Here is a 15,256-nt window from a genome sequence, read left to right as displayed (position 1 = left end):
TGCGCCACCTACTCCGTCGTGCCCGGTGCGAGACCGGCCGACAGGGCGCACCAGGTCCACATGGACTCACGGGCCGCGGGGGTCTCGCGGGTCCACGGCACCAGGTGCTCGGGCCGGGGCCGTCGATCGTGCCACAGCCGGCCGGTCGGCGGCGCCGGATCGGTGGCGGCCAACCACACCGTGGTGTCCGCGCCGTCGGCGGCGTCACGCAGGATCGGCGCGGTGACGCGCTGGAAACCGGGGAGCGAGGACACGACGCCTGGGGTGTCCGCCCAGCCGGGATGCATGCCGCACACCGTGATCCGGTCGGACGCCCATCGCTCGGCGAGGATCGGCAACAAGGACGCCTGCACCCGTTTGGATCGGGCATAGGCAGTGGCTCCGCGGTATGCACCGCCCAGGTACTCCGGGTCGTCCACCGGCAGGCGCTGGGCGTACATGCCGCCAGAGGTCACGAAGACCACCCGACCGCCGGCTGCCGCGGCCAGCGCCGGCCGCAGCGACTCGGTCATCAGCAGCGGACCCAGCACATGGGTGGCGAGTGACAGCTCGTGGCCCTGCGCCGACTCGGTGCGCCGGGCCGGCATCACACCCGCGTTGTGCACCAGGACGTCGAGCCGGCCCACCTCACGCGCGAACTCGCCCACGAACCGCCGCACGTCCGAAAGGTCGGAGACGTCGCACCGCCACAGCCGCAGCTCGGCGTCGGGAAACCGGCGGCGCAGCTCGTCGCGCACTCCGGCGCCCTTGTCGGCGTTGCGGACCACGAGGTGGACGACCGCGCCGAGAGCCGCCAGGTCGGCACAGGTCTGGCGACCCAGGCCTGACGTAGCGCCCGTGACGGCCACGTGTCTGCCGGCCAGGGCACCCGGTGCGGGGTCGGCGGGCCAGCCCGCCAGTCGCCGCCGGGCGGCGATGCCCAGGCGGGAGTATCCGCCCACCAGGCTCCGGTCCAGGAGGGTGTCGGCCAGTCGGGCCCAGGCCGGGGCCCGCCCCCCGGCCGTCACAGGGCCTCCAGGGCAGTCCGCAGGCCGGCTTCGGCCTCGTTGCCGAGTCGGGTGAACGCTGGCCGCAGCAACCACGCGACATACTTCAGCCCGCCCGAGAAGGCGAAGTGCGCGTCATACGTGACGCTCGTGCCCGACCCGACCGCTGTGAACGTCATGGTGTCCCGCGCGGACATGGTCTTGGTCTGTGCCTCGGCTGTGAACCGGCTCCCCGGAACCACCTCGGTCACGGTGTAGACCAGGGGTATCCGGCGGCCGGCGAAGACGGAGACCACCGCGTAAGTCGTTCCGACACCGCCATCACCGCTGCTGCGCACCGCCTCCTGGGTGCCCGGATCCCACTGCGAGACGTGGCTGAAGTCGGCGAGGTAGGCAAACACCCGCTCGAGGGGCCGGTCCACCACGACGGTGCGACACACCTGCATCACGCCACCACCTTCGTCGAGCCCCCACTGCACCACACTCAATCCTCCCTCGCGAGCCGACTCGGCCACCAGACCCGCGGCCCGAGGTCATGCACCAGAGCCGGGACCAGGAGGGAACGGACCACCACGGTGTCCAGCAGCACGCCGAAGGCGACGATGAAGGCGATCTGCGCGAGGAACAGCAGCGGGATGACCGACAGCGCGGCGAAGGTCGCGGCAAGCACGACCCCGGCCGACGTGATCACCCCGCCGGTGACCGCCAACCCGCGCAGGACCCCCTCACGGGTGCCGTGGCGGGCGCTCTCCTCCCGCACCCGGGACATCAGGAAGATGTTGTAGTCCACCCCGAGCGCCACGAGAAAGACGAAACCGAACAGCGGCACCGACGGATCGGCCCCGGCAAACCCGAGCAGATGGTTGAAGACCAGCGCGGACACCCCGAGGGTGGCGGCAAAACTGAGCACCACCGTGGCCAGCAGCAGCAGGGGTGCCAGCAGCGCCCGCAACAACAGTGTCAGCAGCGCGAAGATGACCACGAGCACGATCGGGATGATCAGCGTGCGGTCGCGCTCGGCGGTGCTGCGCGTGTCCAGGGTCGTCGCGGTGCTTCCCCCGACCTTGGCTTCGGGGACCGCGTCATGGACGGCGCCGCGCAGCGACCGCACCGTCTCGATCGCGCGCTCGCTGTCGGGCGGCGACGTCAGCGTGGCCTGCACCTGGGCGAGGCCGCCCACGGTGGCCGGCTTCTGGCCGGGCTGCACCGGGCCGCCTTGTGGCCCGACGGGACTCACCTGGCTGACGCCGGTCACCTGCTCGGCGGCGGCAACCATCGCCGTGACGCGGTCGGCGGGGCCGATGATGACTGCCGGGCTGCCGGTGCCTCCGGGGAAGTGCCGGGCTGCGACCTGCTGCCCGGTCACCGACGGGACCGGGTTCAGGAAGAGCGAGTCCTGCGACGTGCCCCCGGCCTGGAGTGTCGGGGCGAACGCCGCCAGCACCACCAGGGCCGCGCCGGTGCCCAGCCACAGCGCGCGCGGGCGCCGACCGACGAACCGGGCCACCCCGCCCCAGATCCCCGAGCGCTCGGGGTGCGGCGAGCCGAAGCGAGGTGCCCTGGGCCAGAAGGCGGCCCGGCCGAGGAGCACCAGCACTGCGGGGAGGAAGGTCAGCGCCGACAGGAGCGCCCCGAGGATTCCCAGCGCGCCCACCGGGCCGAGGCTGCTGGTCGAGTTCAGGTCGGACAGCAGCAGGCACAGCAGCCCGGCCATGACGGTCAGCCCGGAGGCCAGCACCGGCGGCATCGACTGCCGCCAGGCCACCGCCATCGCCGCGAACCGCGACTCGTGCTCACGCAGCTCCTCGCGATACCTGGAGGTGAGCAGCAGGGCATAGTCGGTGGCGGCCCCCACGACCAGGATGAACAGGATGCCCTGGCTCTGGCCGTTGAGGGTCAGCACGCCGTGGTCGGCCAGCAGATAGACGAGACCGCTGGCCACCGCGAGCGCGAACAGTGCGCTGATCAGCACCGCGAAGGGCAGGACCGGGCTGCGGTAGACCAGGACCAGGATGACCAGCACCACCAGCACGGCAACCAGCAGCAGGATCCCGTCGATTCCCGCGAAGGCGGCACTGAGGTCTGCGGTGAACCCGGCAGGACCCGTGACGTAGCCGCGCGCACCCCCGGGCAGGCCCGCGCTCACCCGGGCGCGGAGCCGATCGACCACACCGGCCACGTCGGAGCCCGCGTCGACCGGCACGATGAGCTCGACCGCCTGGCCGTCCCGGGACGGGATCGGGCCAGCCACCTGCCCGACCACTCCGTCGAAGTCGGCGAAGGCCTTGGCGTCGGCACGGGCCCGGTCGGTGACCGCCGCGTCCAGCCCGGACCGGTCGGCATACAGCACCACGGCCGGCACGGTCTGCTGGTCGGTGAACTGCTTCTGCAACCGCGCGACCCGGGTGGCTTCGGCGCTGGCCGGCAGGAAGGCCGCGGCGTCGTTGGTCTGGACGGTGCTCAGTTTGCCGGCCAGCGGACCGGTCACCCCGCCGACCGCCAGCCAGACGAGCACCAGAAGGACGGGTGCGGCCCACCGCCACCCGCTCGCCCGTCGGCCGTTGCTTCTTGAACTACGCATGGCTAGACAGTCTAGGGATTATCTAAAGATTGTCTAGCCCTTGCTCGATTGATTAACTCCACGGGTCAACCGACTCGACGCGGACCCTAGCGAGGCCTCCCGGGGGCGTCGGTCGGAAGGTCACGCCCCGACGCCCTGATATCGCCGCAGCGCCTCCCGGCGCTCCTCGGCGTGGTCGACCAGGCGCCTCGGGTAGTCGTGTGCGTAGCCGTCCGGCGCCCTCCAGGGACGATGGACCGCCGAGCCAGCCAGGTGGCGCAGTTCGGGCACCCAACGGCGCACGTAGTCGCCGTCGGGATCGAAGCGCTCGCCCTGGGCCGTCGGGTTGAAGACCCGGAAGTAGGGTGCGGCATCCGTGCCTGTCCCGGCCACCCACTGCCACCCGTGGTTGTTGGACGCCAGGTCACCATCGATGAGGTGCTGCAGGAAGTGGCGGGCTCCCACCGGCCACCACACGTGCAGATCCTTGGTCAGGAAGCTCGCGGTCACCATGCGGAGCCGATTGTGCATCCAACCCGTCTCGAGCAGCTGGCGCATGCCGGCATCGACCAGCGGGTAGCCCGTGCGTCCCGCCTGCCAAGCGTGGATCGCGTCCCGCGGCTCGTCATACCGCAGCCCGGAGAGTGACTCGCGCAGATCCGTCCAGGCCGAGCTGGGGTGGTGCCACAGCACGTCCGCGTAGAACTCGCGCCACGCGAGCTCGGTGACGAATCGCTCAGCGTTGCCACCGTGCTGTGCCAGACGTGGTGCAAGGTCCGCCAGGAGAGTGCGCGGGTGGACGACACCCAGCTTGAGATAGGGCGACAGTCGCGACGTCCCCTCCCGGTCCGGTCGGTCCCGGTCGACGTCGTATGCCGCAAGGCCAGTCGCGAGGAACCGTTGCCACGTCTCCCGCGCGCCAGCCTCCCCCGGCACCGGGAGGCCGGCCGACTCGCTGCCGTTCGCCGCCTGATCCACCATGCGGACAGCCTCGAGGTCGTCGTCCACCTCGAGCCAGCGCGGAGTCGTCACGCGCTGCTCCGGGCGGGGCCAACCGTGCTCGCGCCAGGCCCGCGCGAAGGGAGTGAAGACGCGATAGGGCTCGCCGTCGCCCTTGCGCACGCTGCCCGGGCCCACGGCATACGGCGTCCCTGTGGGCACCAGCTCCACGCCTCGTTCCGCCAAGGTTGTCGCCACCTGCCGGTCGCGCCGCCGACCGTAGGGAGTGGTCTCGCGCGAGATGTGGACCGAGCGGGCGCCGACGGCCGCCGCGAGCTTCGGGATGACCCTCCGGGGATCGCCGACGCGCAGGACCAGCCGCCCGTCGTAGGCCTCGTCCGTGGCCTTCAGTGTGGCCGCGAGCCAGGCTCGCCGGGGGCCGCCCGCCGACCGCCACAGGCGAGGATCGACGACGAAGACGGGCACCACTCCCGCTGGCCCGGCCGCCCGGTGCGCGGCAGTGAGCGACGGCAGGTCCTGTCGCCGCAGGTCCCTCCGCAGCCACAGGATGCTGGCGTCTACCATCAGGCCACGCCACCGTGGAACGTCCCTGGGCGGGACCGAACTGGACGCATCGGGGTCCGTGCTCCGCTCAGTGGCGGCGGAGGCGGGGGTGGCGATGCTCCCAGCGCTGCAACGTGTCGCCGATGAGCCACAACGTGGGTGGCCACAGGCCCACGAACAGCGCCCGGCGCTCCGCGTTTCCGCGCTCTTCCTGGTCGACGGTCTTGGCGCGGATCCACAGACCGATACACAGTCCAACCGCTCCCAGCGACGCGACGTGCAGATGTGTGCTCCGCGCACCCAGCGTGTGCAATGTCTTGTCCACCATCAGGTCTCCCGTGTCAGTGTGGCCCCGTGGGGTAATGGGCCATCACGTTAACCCCCACGACGGGACCCCGCCTTCCGGACCGGTCAAAGGAGACTTCCGATGCTGACCATGCTCACCCGTTGGATGCTCGGGACCGGTTTGGTCTCCTGGCGATATCTGTGGATGACCACCCCGCTGCACCGGTCCCAGAGCATGGCGGCCGGCGACGAGGATCTGCCACCGGTCCTGCCACGCGGTCTGCTCGACGAGGCCAACCAACTGGCGGGTCACGGCGTCGGTCCCCTCTTCCACCGCACCTTCACCATCCACATCGCCGAACCTCGGTGCACCGCCGAGGAATTGATGGCCGAGATCGTCGACGACTTCGCCCGATTCGTCCCACGGGAGGTCGTGGGGGTCGCCAAGGACGACGCGGATGCCTTGAGCGTCGGCACCGAGATGGTGGTGCAGATGCCCGGTCCCTGGGACGGGCCGGTCCGCGTCGTCGAGGTGACCCCTCGGGTGCTGCGGCTGGCCACCCTCCGAGGCCACCTCGAGGCGGGTCAGGTGCGTTTCAGCGTCGAGCCGGACGGCCCGGACCTCCTCTTCCAGGTCGAGACCTGGGCCCGCAGCGCCAGCTCGCTGGTGCGGCTGCTCTACAGCCACCTGAGACTGGCCAAGGAGATCCAGCTGAACATGTGGGTCCGCTTCTGCCTCGCAGCGGCCAAGGCGGCACACGGCCACCCTCGAGACGGCGTGCACGTGCGCACGCGGGAAGTGCCCGAGGAACTCCTGCCCACCGAGCCGATGCCCGATGCGGGCACTCGGCTGACGAACCGTGTCCCCGGCCCGGTCAACATCCTGCCGTTCCGGTTCGCCCCGTCCTATCGGCACGCTGCGGCGTTGTTCGGAATCACCCCGAGCACCTCGGCCGTGACCGTCACGCCACACGAGCTCATCGTGCACTTCGGCCCGTGGCGGCTCCGCACGGCCCGCTCGAACATCGAGGGCGCGCAACGCTCCGGCGGATTCTCCTGGCCGCGGACCGCGGGGCCCGCCCACCTGTCGCTGGCGGATCGCGGCATCACGTTCGCGACCAATGCCGACGACGCGGTTTGCGTGACCTTCCGTGAGCCGGTGCCGGGCCTCGAACCGACCGGTCGGCTGCGCCACCCGGGCATGACGGTGACCGTGGCCGACCCCGACCTGTTGCTCTCACTGCTGGCCTGACACTGGCTTGACCGACCTCCCCGGCTGTGATCCGTGCCCGCGCGGCCGGGCTGCGCGCCGACCCCTCAGCCCGGGTGCTTGCTGTGCAGCGCGAAGCGGTCTCGGGTCCGGGGGGCGGCATCCGAAGGCGCATGCACCAGCCCGTCGACGACCACCGGCCTCGGGAAGCGATGCCCATCCTCCAGCGAGGCGCTGACGATGCGCTGCATGCGTTGGCCGCAGCGGCGATAGAACCGCACCTGGGTCCTCCGCCCGAACAGGCTCCAGCCCAGTCGCAGCAAGGGCCCCAGGGTCGGCGCGGGCTCGGAGACCCCGCGCGTCACGAACTCCACGTGGCCACTGTCCACATGTTTCACGACCTCGTAGCTCATGCGGCCCCGCTCCACGTGGCCCTCCAGCGTGTCGTAGGACCAACCCCACACGCGGGTTCCGTCGTCGCGGAGCTCATCGATAACGTGGGTCACCCGCACCCCCATGGAGAAGTGCAGGCCGTAGAAGCGCGCCTCCAGCAGCATGTCGCGGCCGATCAGGGGGCTGGCCGCGGCATACGCACCCCTGATGATGGAGGGCTCCGGGGCCTCGTAGATGTCAATCAGCCGACGGGCCAGCTCCCAGGCACCACCCGGCTGCGGGTCGCCGGGCAACTCGTCGGGCAGGCGGCTGCGGTGCAGGTCGTGGTGCCAACCGGGCTGCGCCAGCTCCTCGTCCCGGAAGTTGGGTTCACGAGTCCGCAGGTCTTCCAGCGCCCCTCGGTGGTCCACCCGACCAAACCAGTTCCGATAGCCCACCTTCACCTCCGGAACTCTACGGCGCCGACCAGGACCCAGCGAGTCGAGGGCCCACACCGCTGACGTCGAGCCCGGCCGGTGAGCCGGTGTGTGCTGAGCGGAGTCAGACGTCGAGAGGGCCGCGGCGTCTGGCTGAGCGGTAGGCCGGCTCCCGCAGCCGTTCCACCCAGGAATATTGCTCCGTGCCCGGCAACTGGTGCCGGATGGGATCGTGACGGTCGTGCTCGTGGTCGGTGACCTCGGCGCCCAACTGCATGGTGCCCAACGGCATCCACCGGCCCGTCCCGAAGGCGCACGAGACCGACATGGTCAAGGGGGGCGTGAGGTGGTCCCCGGTAGACGGTGTGAGCGGCGCCAGGCGCAGCAGGAGCGGACCGGCCGGGGTGCGCACGGGCAGGAGGGTCGTGAGCGGGCCGACAGCCGACGACGGACGCAACCGGAGCACGAAGCGGCCGAGCGCGTTCTCACCGGTCGAGGCAAACAGCAGGTCGGCCCAACCGCGATCCTGGCCCGTGTCACCGTCATCGCGTTCTTCGTCGGACAACGGGATGCGTACCGCCATGCCGTAGATGTCCGGGAGTCCGGGTGGAAGGCCCATGGCGCGTGACATGCGCACCAGGACTCTGACCGGTCCGGTCTCGTCCAGCCACGGCACTCCCGTGTCGGCGCCAACACGCTGGAGTATCGCTTCGTAGGTCCGGCCCTGGGGGTGCAGAGGCCGCCCGCGTCGCAGCGAAGCGGCTGCTCCGAAGATCAGCGCAAGGCAGCGGCCGGCCGCCGCCGACGCAACGGCCGTGGCGTCTGTCGACCTCGTCATCATGATCCTTCCCTTGCCGTGGCTCTACTACCCGCAGTCACCGGTTCCACGCTGTCACCCGACCGACGACCCGGCGTCGGCGTCGGCGTCGGGCAACGCTCAGCGCCGCGTCTGACCCCCGCCGGCCCGGCCCCGCCTACGCCGCGCCCGGCTGCCGGGGGGTGCCATGCTGGGCCGGTGCGTCGGGAAGAGCTGTGGTCACGGCTGCGCCACCGCCTGCGGCGGCTGGTCCGACGCATCTGGCCCGGTGCGCCCCGCAGCTGGTCGGACATCCCGTCGACGCTTCGACCGGCGACGGCCCAGGTCAGCAGGTTGACCGGCGCGGCAGTGCTGGCCTACCTCGCCTCGGCGGCTCTCCACTCGCCTGTGATCGACCTGACCGCACCGCTGACCGCCCTGCTGGTGGTGCAGGCGTCAACCGTCAGCACGCTGCGCATGGGCCTGGTGCGTGTCGGGGCGGTGCTGACCGGTGTGTTGCTGGCGATCGGGGTCTCGTCCTCCTTCGGGTTGGCCTGGTGGAGCCTGGGGGCCGTGGTGGCCGTCGCGCTGGTGCTGGCGCGGGTGCTCCGGCTCGGCCCCCAGTCCTTGGAGGCCGCGATCAGCGCCATGCTCATCCTCGGCGTGGCCTCGCACAGCCTGGCCGCCGAGACCCGGGTGATGAACACCCTCGTCGGCGCCGGAGTGGGGATCGTGATCAGCCTGCTGGTGCCGGTCACCATCCCGAACACCCGCGCCCGGCATGCGGTCCGGGGCGTTGCCCGTGCTCAGGCGGCCCTGCTGGACCGGGTCGCCGACGCACTCGCCTCGCGAGTGCCGGCTCCGCAGGAGGCGGACGAGTGGCTGGGCTCCCTGGACGACATCGGTCGGGAGCTGGCCGAGGCGGCAGACGCCGTCGACGTCGTCGAGGAGCGGCGCAAGCTCAACCCTCGAGCCCTCGCCGCGTTGCGCATCCATCCGGAGCTGCGGGTCGGCCTGCAACGGCTGGACCAGTGCCGATCGGCCGAGCGCGCCCTCATCGTGGTGATCAAGCAGGAGACCACGACGCCGAGAGCCCGCGACGACCGGACCCGTGAGCTGCGCCGCGCCTTCTCGGTGGTGGTGGACTCGCTCAGCCAGGCGCTGGACGTCTTCGGCGACCTCATCGCCAGCGACCGGGCCGAGTCCGCCGAGGAGGCCCGCGACCGGTTGGCCGAGCTCGTCGCCGAGACACGGGCCATCCTGACCGAGCTCACCATGATCGACGTCGACGCGCAGGTCGACAGCGGCACCTGGATGCTCCAGGGCTCGATGCTCGTCTCCATCGACCACGTCCTGCGGCAGCTCGACCTGGAGCATCCCGAACAGGCCACCTCCGCATGGAACCCGCGCCCCGGCCTGGAGTGGTTGCCGCGCACCGTCGCAGAGACGGGCCAGAGGCTCGGCAGGCCGGTGCGCGGCCGGGTGAGCGCGCTCATGCGGGGTCGCAGGCGCCCCTGACCGCGGCCGCCGGCGCGCGCCGTCCCCGGGCTGGCGTGGACGCGCTACCCCGTGCGCGAACCCCCCCCCCCCGCATCGTTCTCAACCATTTGGTTGACGGGCCTTGGAGTGGCGGCCTATCCTCGTGATCAACCAAAAGGTTGAGGAGAAGGACGACGACATGGCCGACCAGCTCTCCCGGGTCTTCGCAGCGCTCGGGGACCCGACCCGACGCGACATCGTGGCTCGGCTCGCCGCGCAGGACGCCACCGTCGGAGAACTTGCAGCGCCGTATGACGTGTCGCTGCAGGCGGTTTCGAAGCACCTCAAGGTGCTCGAGGACGCCGGTCTCGTGACCCGCACTCGGGACGCGCAGCGCCGACCGTGCCATCTCGAGGCGGAAGTGTTCGACCTCATGACCAAGTGGATCGAGCGCTACCGCAGCGAGGCCGAGGAGCGCTACCAGCGTCTGGACGCGGTCCTCGCGCAGATGCAGGGCAGGACCATCAGAAGCCACGACCAGGGAGCAGCATCATGACCACCACGCAGCACGGCACCAACCACGCGGAGGCGACCATCGAGGCGATCCCCGACCTGCCGGTGGTGAGGATCACCCGCGACTTCGAGGCGACCCCCGAACAGATCGTCCGGGCGCACACCGATCCCGACCTGTTCGTCCAGTGGATCGGTCCGAACGGCATGGACGTCCGGATCGACCGGTGGGTGACCGGGACGGGCGGGAGCTACCGCTACTGCTGCTCGCGGGACGGCGAGGAGTTCTGGTTCTACGGATCGTTCCACTACGTGGGCAGCGACCGCCTGGTGCAGACCTTCACCTGGGAGGGCATGCCCGAAGGAGTCTCGTTGGAGACCATGACCTTCGAGGACCTCGGTCACGGCCGCACTCGGATGGTCAGCACCGCGGTGGTGGAGAACCTCGAGGCCCGGGACGGCATGCTCGCCAGTGGCATGGAGGTCGGCATCAACGAGGGCTACGCCAAGCTCGACGGTCTGCTCGCCGCAGGTGCGTTGTGAGCGACAGTGCCGCCGCGGAGCGGCACCGTCGCGTTGCGCAGCGGTTTGGCTCCGCCGTCGCGGGCGTCGCGCCCGGCGACTGGGATTCACCCGCCCCCGTGGCCGGCTGGACGGCACGTCACGTCCTCGACCACCTGCTCGAGTGGAGCCGGGCCTTCCTCGCCTCGGGTGCTGGCGTCGAGCTGCCGGCAGGCCCGTCCACGAGCACCGATCCCGCGGGGGCGTGGGCAGTCCACGCAGCAGCTGTGCAGGAACTCGTCGAGGAGCCCGGTGACCGGTCACTGTCCAACCCGCACACCGGCGACGTGCCCCTGGCTGTCGCGATCGACCAGTTCTACACGAGCGACGTCTTCATGCACACGTGGGACCTCGCCCGCGCCACCCACCAGGACGACCGGCTCGACGAGGCGGAGTGCGCGAACCTGTTGGCAGGGATGGAGCCGCTCGACCAGATGCTCCGCGAGAGTGGACAGTACGGCGCTCGGGTGCCCGTGCCGGACGACGCAACGGCCCAGGACCGGCTGGTGGCCTTCATCGGTCGTGATCCGCTGTGGCGCCCACCCGCCCGTTCCTGATCGGTCGCGAGACCTGTTTGGCCAGGCACGGCGGCATCCCCGCGGTGGCCGTCGCCTCCTCGCGCCGGTAGACGCTGGGCGGGACACCCACCAGTTCGGTGAAGCGAGTGCTGAAGGTGCCCAGTGAGGAGCAGCCCACCGCGAAACAGACGTCGGTGACGCTGAGGTCGCCGCGGCGCAGCAGCGCCATCGCACGCTCGATGCGCCGGGTCATCAAGTAGGAGTAGGGCGACTCTCCGTAGGCCAGCCGGAACTGGCGGCTGAGGTGTCCTGCCGAGACGTGCACGCCCCGGGCGAGTGCCTCGACGTCCAGGGGCTGCGCATAGTCGCGGTCGATGCGGTCGCGCACCCGGCGCAACAACGCGAGGTCGCTCAGGCGCGGCGAGGCGGGGCGTGCCGCAGCAGGGACGGCCGCGGTCGGAGCGAACTCGCGGATCATCACCTCATGGTACGCAGCGATGCAGTTCATGACCCGAACGCTAGGGACGATCGCATGCCGTGTGCTTCTCGATTCCTGACCGGTTGACCGCCCGCAGCGCCCCGTGGCCGCACCGCGCCTGCGAGAATCACGCCCATGAACCGGTATGTCGTGCTGTTGCGTGGCGTGAACGTGGGCCGGGCCAAGCGGATCGCCATGGCGGACCTGCGCGCCCTGCTGTCCGACCTCGGCTACGAAGACGTGCGGACCCACCTGAACAGCGGCAACGCGGTCGTCTCCGCGACGCGCACGTCGCCCGAGCGGGTTGCCACCCGGGTGCAGCGGGCCCTGGCCGACCGGCACGGCCTCGAGGTCGGATGCGTCGCCCGGTCCGGCGACCAGTTGCGCGCGACGATCGCCGGGCTCCCGTGGCCGGAGAGGGCGACCGCGGGCGCCAAGCTGCTGGCCCACTTCCTGTCCGCCGACCCCGACCCGGCCCTGCTGGAGGCCCACGACCCGAGATCGCTCGACCCCGGGCGGATCGCCCTGGGCGAGCGGGTGATGTACCAGTGGTGCCCCGACGGTGTCCTCGCCGCGCCACCGGCCTCCGCCTGGCTCGAGAAGCAGACCGGGGTGGTTGCCACCGGCCGCAACTGGAACACCGTCACCAAGCTCGCCGCGATGCTGGACGCCTGATCCTCGACGGTCCGTGCTCGTCAGATGTCGACAATTCAGTAGTCGGTACTGAGGCTGCGGCTGCGCGACGCGGGGCACGCGGACGAGACGATCGCCTGCGCGCTGGGCATCCCCGCCCAGAGCGGCTCGGTCATCCTGCGGGTGGCGACGGCCAAGCTCGACAAGCTCGCGCAGAACTGCCCCGAGCGCTCGCTCCGGTCCGCCGAAGGGGCCCCGCCCTGGTCCAGGCACTGGCAGTACCGCAGCTTAGGGTTCCGCGCGGGCGTTCAGCCGCCACAGACCTCGTCCACGTGTCTGCGGGCGGGGCTCTCGAGTCTCGCCCGGAGGGCGCTGAAGAGCTCCGCGGCGCGCGTTCCGGTCCAGTCGCGGGGCAGCAGCTCGGTCGCGAGGCCGGGGTCGAGGAAGGGCAACCGACGCCAGGAAGTCAGGGCACGGACGTAGTCGGCGAAGGCCTGCTGCTCGTCGTCGGGGCCGCGCCGGCGCCGCCACCGGGTGAGGACCGGTCCGTGAGCGGCGCGGAACTCGGCATACAGGCGATCCAGGCCGTCGAGGTCCCACCAGGTGCTCGCCTCCTCGCGCACGTCCCGGAAGCCGAGGTAACTGGCCCCGAACAGGTCGACGTAACGGCTCAGTCCGTGCCGCTCCAGCACGTCCCGCGTCTCGCCCTCCAGGTGGCCGGGCGCGATCCACACGCCGGGGCCGACCGTGCCGAACCCCAGCCAGGTGAGCCGTGACCGCAGAGTGTGGCGGTGCTGCCGCTCCGTCTCGGGGACGCTGAAGACGGCGAGGATCCAGCCGTCCTGCAGGCTGGCGCGTGGCCGCTGGAAGATCCTTCGGTCGCCCTCGTCGAGGATGCTGCGGGCCCGCTCCGACAGCGCATAGCCGGCGGTGCCGCCGTGCCGCTCGGGCTCGAGGATCCCCCGGCGCTTGAGCCGCGAGATCGACGAGCGGACGGCGGCCTCGTCGACGTCAAGAGCGGCCATCAGGCGGATCAGCGAACCGACCCCCAGCCAGCCACCGACGTCCCGCGCATACAGGCCGTAGATCGTGACGATGAGCGCGCGCGGCCGTGCGGCAGCCGGGCTCGGCCCCGGTCCGGCGCTGGCGGTGGAGGACACGAGGATGACCCTAGCGCCTTCGGCACGGTCGTCACGAGAGCGCGATGTCCATTCATGACGAACTCTTGACTGTCGTCACAGTCGGAGCATACTGGTGCGCACACCACCCGCGGACGCGAAGAGGTCACCGATGGAGCTCGCCCCCTCAGCCCACGTGGACACGTTCTGTCGTGACAACCTGCCGCCGCAGGACCTCTGGCCGGAGTTCCTCTTCACCATCCCCGACGTGCAGTATCCCGAGCGGCTCAACGCCGGCGTCGAGCTGCTCGACGCGACGATCGAGCGGTTCGGGCCCGACCGCCGCTGCCTGCTCACCCCCGACGGGCAGACCTGGACGTATGGCGACCTGTTGCGTCGGGCGAACCAGGTCGCCGGCTACCTCGTGGACGAGTGCGGGATCGTGCCCGGCAACCGGATCATGCTGCGGGGACCCAACAACCCGTGGCTGGTCGCCTGCTGGTTCGCGGTGCTCAAGGTCGGGGCCGTCGTCATCCCGACCATGCCGCTGCTGCGGCCGCGCGAACTGCTCACCATGGCGGAGATCGCCACGTTCGACCTCGCTCTGTGCGACCACCGGTTCACCGCCGACCTCGAGGCCGCGGGCATCCCGGGGTTGCGGATCGTGGAGTACTCCGGCTCGGGCCAGTCCGACCTGGCCGCCCGGATCGCCGACCAGCCCACCGAGTTCGACGCGGTCGACACCGCGGCCGACGACGTCTGCACGCTCGCCTTCACCTCCGGGACGACCGGCCGGCCCAAGGCGACGATGCACTTCCACCGAGACGTGCTCGCCAACGCCGACACGTTCTCCAAGCACCTGTTGCGCCCCGAGCCGGACGACCTGTTCACCGGCACCCCGCCGCTCGCCTTCACCTTCGGGCTCGGCGGACTCGTCGTCTTCCCGATGCGGGCCGGCGCCGCCACGCTGCTGGTCGAGAAGGCCACCCCCGACGAGCTCGCCGGGCTGATCGGCGAGCACCACGCCACCATCTGCTTCACCGCGCCGACCGGCTACCGCGCCATGATCGCCGGCCACCACCACCAGGAGCTCCGGTCGCTGCGCCGCGGGGTGTCGGCGGGCGAACACCTCCCCGAGGCCACCTGGCGAGCCTTTTACGAGGCCACCGGCGTCAAGCTGATCGACGGCATCGGGTCGACCGAGATGCTGCACATCTTCGTCTCGGCGGCCGACGACGACATCCGGCCCGGCGCCACGGGGCGTGCGGTGCCCGGCTACGAGGCGGCGATCGTCGACGCGCAGGGGCAGCCGATCCCCGACGGCGAGCCGGGGCGGCTTGCGATCAAGGGACCGACCGGGTGCCGCTACCTCGCCGACCCGCGCCAGACGGCATACGTGCAGAACGGCTGGAACCTCACCGGGGACACCTTCATCCGCGACGAGGACGGCTACTTCTGGTACCAGGCGCGCAGCGACGACATGATCGTCTCCTCCGGCTACAACATCGCGGCCCCGGAGGTGGAGGAGGCCCTGATGCGGCACGACGACGTCGTCGAGGCAGCCGTCGTCAGCGTGCCCGACGAGGCCCGTGGCGCACTGGTCAAGGCCTTCGTCGTCCTCCACGACGACGCGAAGAAGGCCGTGCGCGACCCGGCGGCGGGGGCGGCCAAGATCAAGGAGCTGCAGGACTTCGTCAAGGCCGAGATCGCGCCCTACAAGTACCCCCGCGCGATGGAGTTCATCGACGACCTGCCGCGCACCTCCACCGGCAAGCTGCAGCGCTTCCGGTTGCGTCAGGACGGCTGAGGC

At 71.0% G+C, this 15,256-nt stretch carries 16 protein-coding genes; 7 read left to right on the top strand and 9 right to left on the bottom strand.

Annotated elements, in window-relative coordinates; genetic code table 11:
* Positions 1-8: 8 nt before the first annotated feature.
* From FCN22_RS05190 to FCN22_RS05170, 5 genes are all read right to left on the bottom strand, one after another.
* Positions 9-1,007, bottom strand: coding sequence for an SDR family NAD(P)-dependent oxidoreductase (locus FCN22_RS05190; RefSeq protein ID WP_137120458.1), 999 nt, complete (start codon positions 1,005-1,007; stop codon positions 9-11).
* The gene (locus FCN22_RS05185; protein ID WP_238384532.1) at positions 1,004-1,468 is read right to left on the bottom strand and encodes an SRPBCC family protein; all 465 of its coding nucleotides are present in this window, start codon (positions 1,466-1,468) and stop codon (positions 1,004-1,006) included. Before FCN22_RS05185 ends, FCN22_RS05190 begins: the two co-directional genes overlap by 4 nt.
* Before the next feature lie 2 nt (positions 1,469-1,470).
* Positions 1,471-3,567 (bottom strand): MMPL family transporter, encoded by a 2,097-nt coding sequence (locus FCN22_RS05180; protein ID WP_137120457.1) that lies wholly within the window; start codon positions 3,565-3,567, stop codon positions 1,471-1,473.
* A 120-nt stretch (positions 3,568-3,687) separates the two neighbouring features.
* A complete protein-coding gene (locus FCN22_RS05175) occupies positions 3,688-5,070 on the bottom strand; it encodes a cryptochrome/photolyase family protein (RefSeq protein WP_137120456.1) in 1,383 nt (460 codons plus the stop codon).
* Between the two features lie 67 nt (positions 5,071-5,137).
* Positions 5,138-5,377 (bottom strand): hypothetical protein, encoded by a 240-nt coding sequence (locus FCN22_RS05170; RefSeq protein WP_137120455.1) that lies wholly within the window; start codon positions 5,375-5,377, stop codon positions 5,138-5,140.
* Positions 5,378-5,476: 99 nt separating this feature from the next.
* Here FCN22_RS05170 and FCN22_RS21855 point away from each other — a divergent pair, with 99 nt between their 5' ends.
* Positions 5,477-6,586: a DUF1990 family protein gene (locus FCN22_RS21855; RefSeq protein WP_202911407.1), complete on the top strand. Its 1,110-nt coding sequence runs from the start codon at positions 5,477-5,479 to the stop codon at positions 6,584-6,586.
* Between the two features lie 65 nt (positions 6,587-6,651).
* Here the strand turns inward: FCN22_RS21855 and FCN22_RS05155 are convergent, their stop codons facing one another.
* Positions 6,652-7,380: a DUF1990 family protein gene (locus FCN22_RS05155; RefSeq protein ID WP_202911406.1), complete on the bottom strand. Its 729-nt coding sequence runs from the start codon at positions 7,378-7,380 to the stop codon at positions 6,652-6,654.
* Positions 7,381-7,477: 97 nt separating this feature from the next.
* On the bottom strand, positions 7,478-7,984 hold the full coding sequence (locus FCN22_RS21565) for a hypothetical protein (RefSeq protein WP_152185036.1): 507 nt from the start codon (positions 7,982-7,984) through the stop codon (positions 7,478-7,480).
* A 384-nt stretch (positions 7,985-8,368) separates the two neighbouring features.
* Between FCN22_RS21565 and FCN22_RS05150 the strand changes: the two genes are divergently transcribed.
* From FCN22_RS05150 to FCN22_RS21845, 4 genes are all read left to right on the top strand, one after another.
* Positions 8,369-9,667, top strand: a complete 1,299-nt coding sequence (locus tag FCN22_RS05150) for an FUSC family protein (RefSeq protein ID WP_152187035.1) — start codon at positions 8,369-8,371, stop codon at positions 9,665-9,667.
* Positions 9,668-9,827: 160 nt separating this feature from the next.
* The gene (locus FCN22_RS05145) at positions 9,828-10,184 is read left to right on the top strand and encodes an ArsR/SmtB family transcription factor (RefSeq protein WP_137120453.1); all 357 of its coding nucleotides are present in this window, start codon (positions 9,828-9,830) and stop codon (positions 10,182-10,184) included.
* Positions 10,181-10,681 (top strand): SRPBCC domain-containing protein, encoded by a 501-nt coding sequence (locus FCN22_RS21850; RefSeq protein WP_202911405.1) that lies wholly within the window; start codon positions 10,181-10,183, stop codon positions 10,679-10,681. Before FCN22_RS05145 ends, FCN22_RS21850 begins: the two co-directional genes overlap by 4 nt.
* Positions 10,678-11,256, top strand: a complete 579-nt coding sequence (locus FCN22_RS21845) for a TIGR03086 family metal-binding protein (RefSeq protein WP_202911404.1) — start codon at positions 10,678-10,680, stop codon at positions 11,254-11,256. The genes FCN22_RS21850 and FCN22_RS21845 overlap by 4 nt, the downstream gene beginning before the upstream one ends.
* On the opposite strand, the gene FCN22_RS05135 is transcribed toward FCN22_RS21845, so the two are convergent.
* Complete coding sequence (locus FCN22_RS05135; RefSeq protein ID WP_137120452.1) at positions 11,213-11,695, bottom strand: helix-turn-helix transcriptional regulator; 483 nt, start codon at positions 11,693-11,695, stop codon at positions 11,213-11,215. The two genes, FCN22_RS21845 and FCN22_RS05135, sit on opposite strands and share 44 nt — an antisense overlap.
* A gap of 135 nt (positions 11,696-11,830) precedes the next feature.
* Between FCN22_RS05135 and FCN22_RS05130 the strand changes: the two genes are divergently transcribed.
* A complete protein-coding gene (locus FCN22_RS05130; RefSeq protein ID WP_137120451.1) occupies positions 11,831-12,370 on the top strand; it encodes a DUF1697 domain-containing protein in 540 nt (179 codons plus the stop codon).
* Between the two features lie 266 nt (positions 12,371-12,636).
* Here FCN22_RS05130 and FCN22_RS05125 read toward each other — a convergent pair whose 3' ends face one another.
* A complete protein-coding gene (locus FCN22_RS05125; protein ID WP_137120450.1) occupies positions 12,637-13,488 on the bottom strand; it encodes a PaaX family transcriptional regulator in 852 nt (283 codons plus the stop codon).
* Between the two features lie 130 nt (positions 13,489-13,618).
* Here FCN22_RS05125 and FCN22_RS05120 point away from each other — a divergent pair, with 130 nt between their 5' ends.
* Entirely contained in the window at positions 13,619-15,253 is a 1,635-nt protein-coding gene (locus tag FCN22_RS05120) for an AMP-binding protein (RefSeq protein WP_137120520.1), read from the top strand.
* Positions 15,254-15,256 lie beyond the last annotated feature (3 nt).

The organism is Segeticoccus rhizosphaerae (assembly GCF_005222685.1).
Classification (GTDB): domain Bacteria; phylum Actinomycetota; class Actinomycetes; order Actinomycetales; family Dermatophilaceae; genus Segeticoccus; species Segeticoccus rhizosphaerae.
Note: the sequence above shows the minus strand (reverse complement) of the source record. Positions and strands in the feature narration are given on the sequence as shown.

What these genes read in the sequence shown, in the direction of transcription:
- FCN22_RS05180 (WP_137120457.1), bottom strand. Translation starts at nt 3,567, where the DNA reads ATGCGTAGTTCAAGAAGCAACGGCCGACGGGCGAGCGGGTGGCGGTGG.
- FCN22_RS05175 (WP_137120456.1), bottom strand. Translation starts at nt 5,070, where the DNA reads ATGGTAGACGCCAGCATCCTGTGGCTGCGGAGGGACCTGCGGCGACAG.
- FCN22_RS05170 (WP_137120455.1), bottom strand. Translation starts at nt 5,377, where the DNA reads ATGGTGGACAAGACATTGCACACGCTGGGTGCGCGGAGCACACATCTG.
- FCN22_RS21855 (WP_202911407.1), top strand. Translation starts at nt 5,477, where the DNA reads ATGCTGACCATGCTCACCCGTTGGATGCTCGGGACCGGTTTGGTCTCC.
- FCN22_RS21565 (WP_152185036.1), bottom strand. Translation starts at nt 7,984, where the DNA reads ATGTCACGCGCCATGGGCCTTCCACCCGGACTCCCGGACATCTACGGC.
- FCN22_RS05145 (WP_137120453.1), top strand. Translation starts at nt 9,828, where the DNA reads ATGGCCGACCAGCTCTCCCGGGTCTTCGCAGCGCTCGGGGACCCGACC.
- FCN22_RS21850 (WP_202911405.1), top strand. Translation starts at nt 10,181, where the DNA reads ATGACCACCACGCAGCACGGCACCAACCACGCGGAGGCGACCATCGAG.
- FCN22_RS05135 (WP_137120452.1), bottom strand. Translation starts at nt 11,695, where the DNA reads ATGATCCGCGAGTTCGCTCCGACCGCGGCCGTCCCTGCTGCGGCACGC.
- FCN22_RS05130 (WP_137120451.1), top strand. Translation starts at nt 11,831, where the DNA reads ATGAACCGGTATGTCGTGCTGTTGCGTGGCGTGAACGTGGGCCGGGCC.
- FCN22_RS05120 (WP_137120520.1), top strand. Translation starts at nt 13,619, where the DNA reads ATGGAGCTCGCCCCCTCAGCCCACGTGGACACGTTCTGTCGTGACAAC.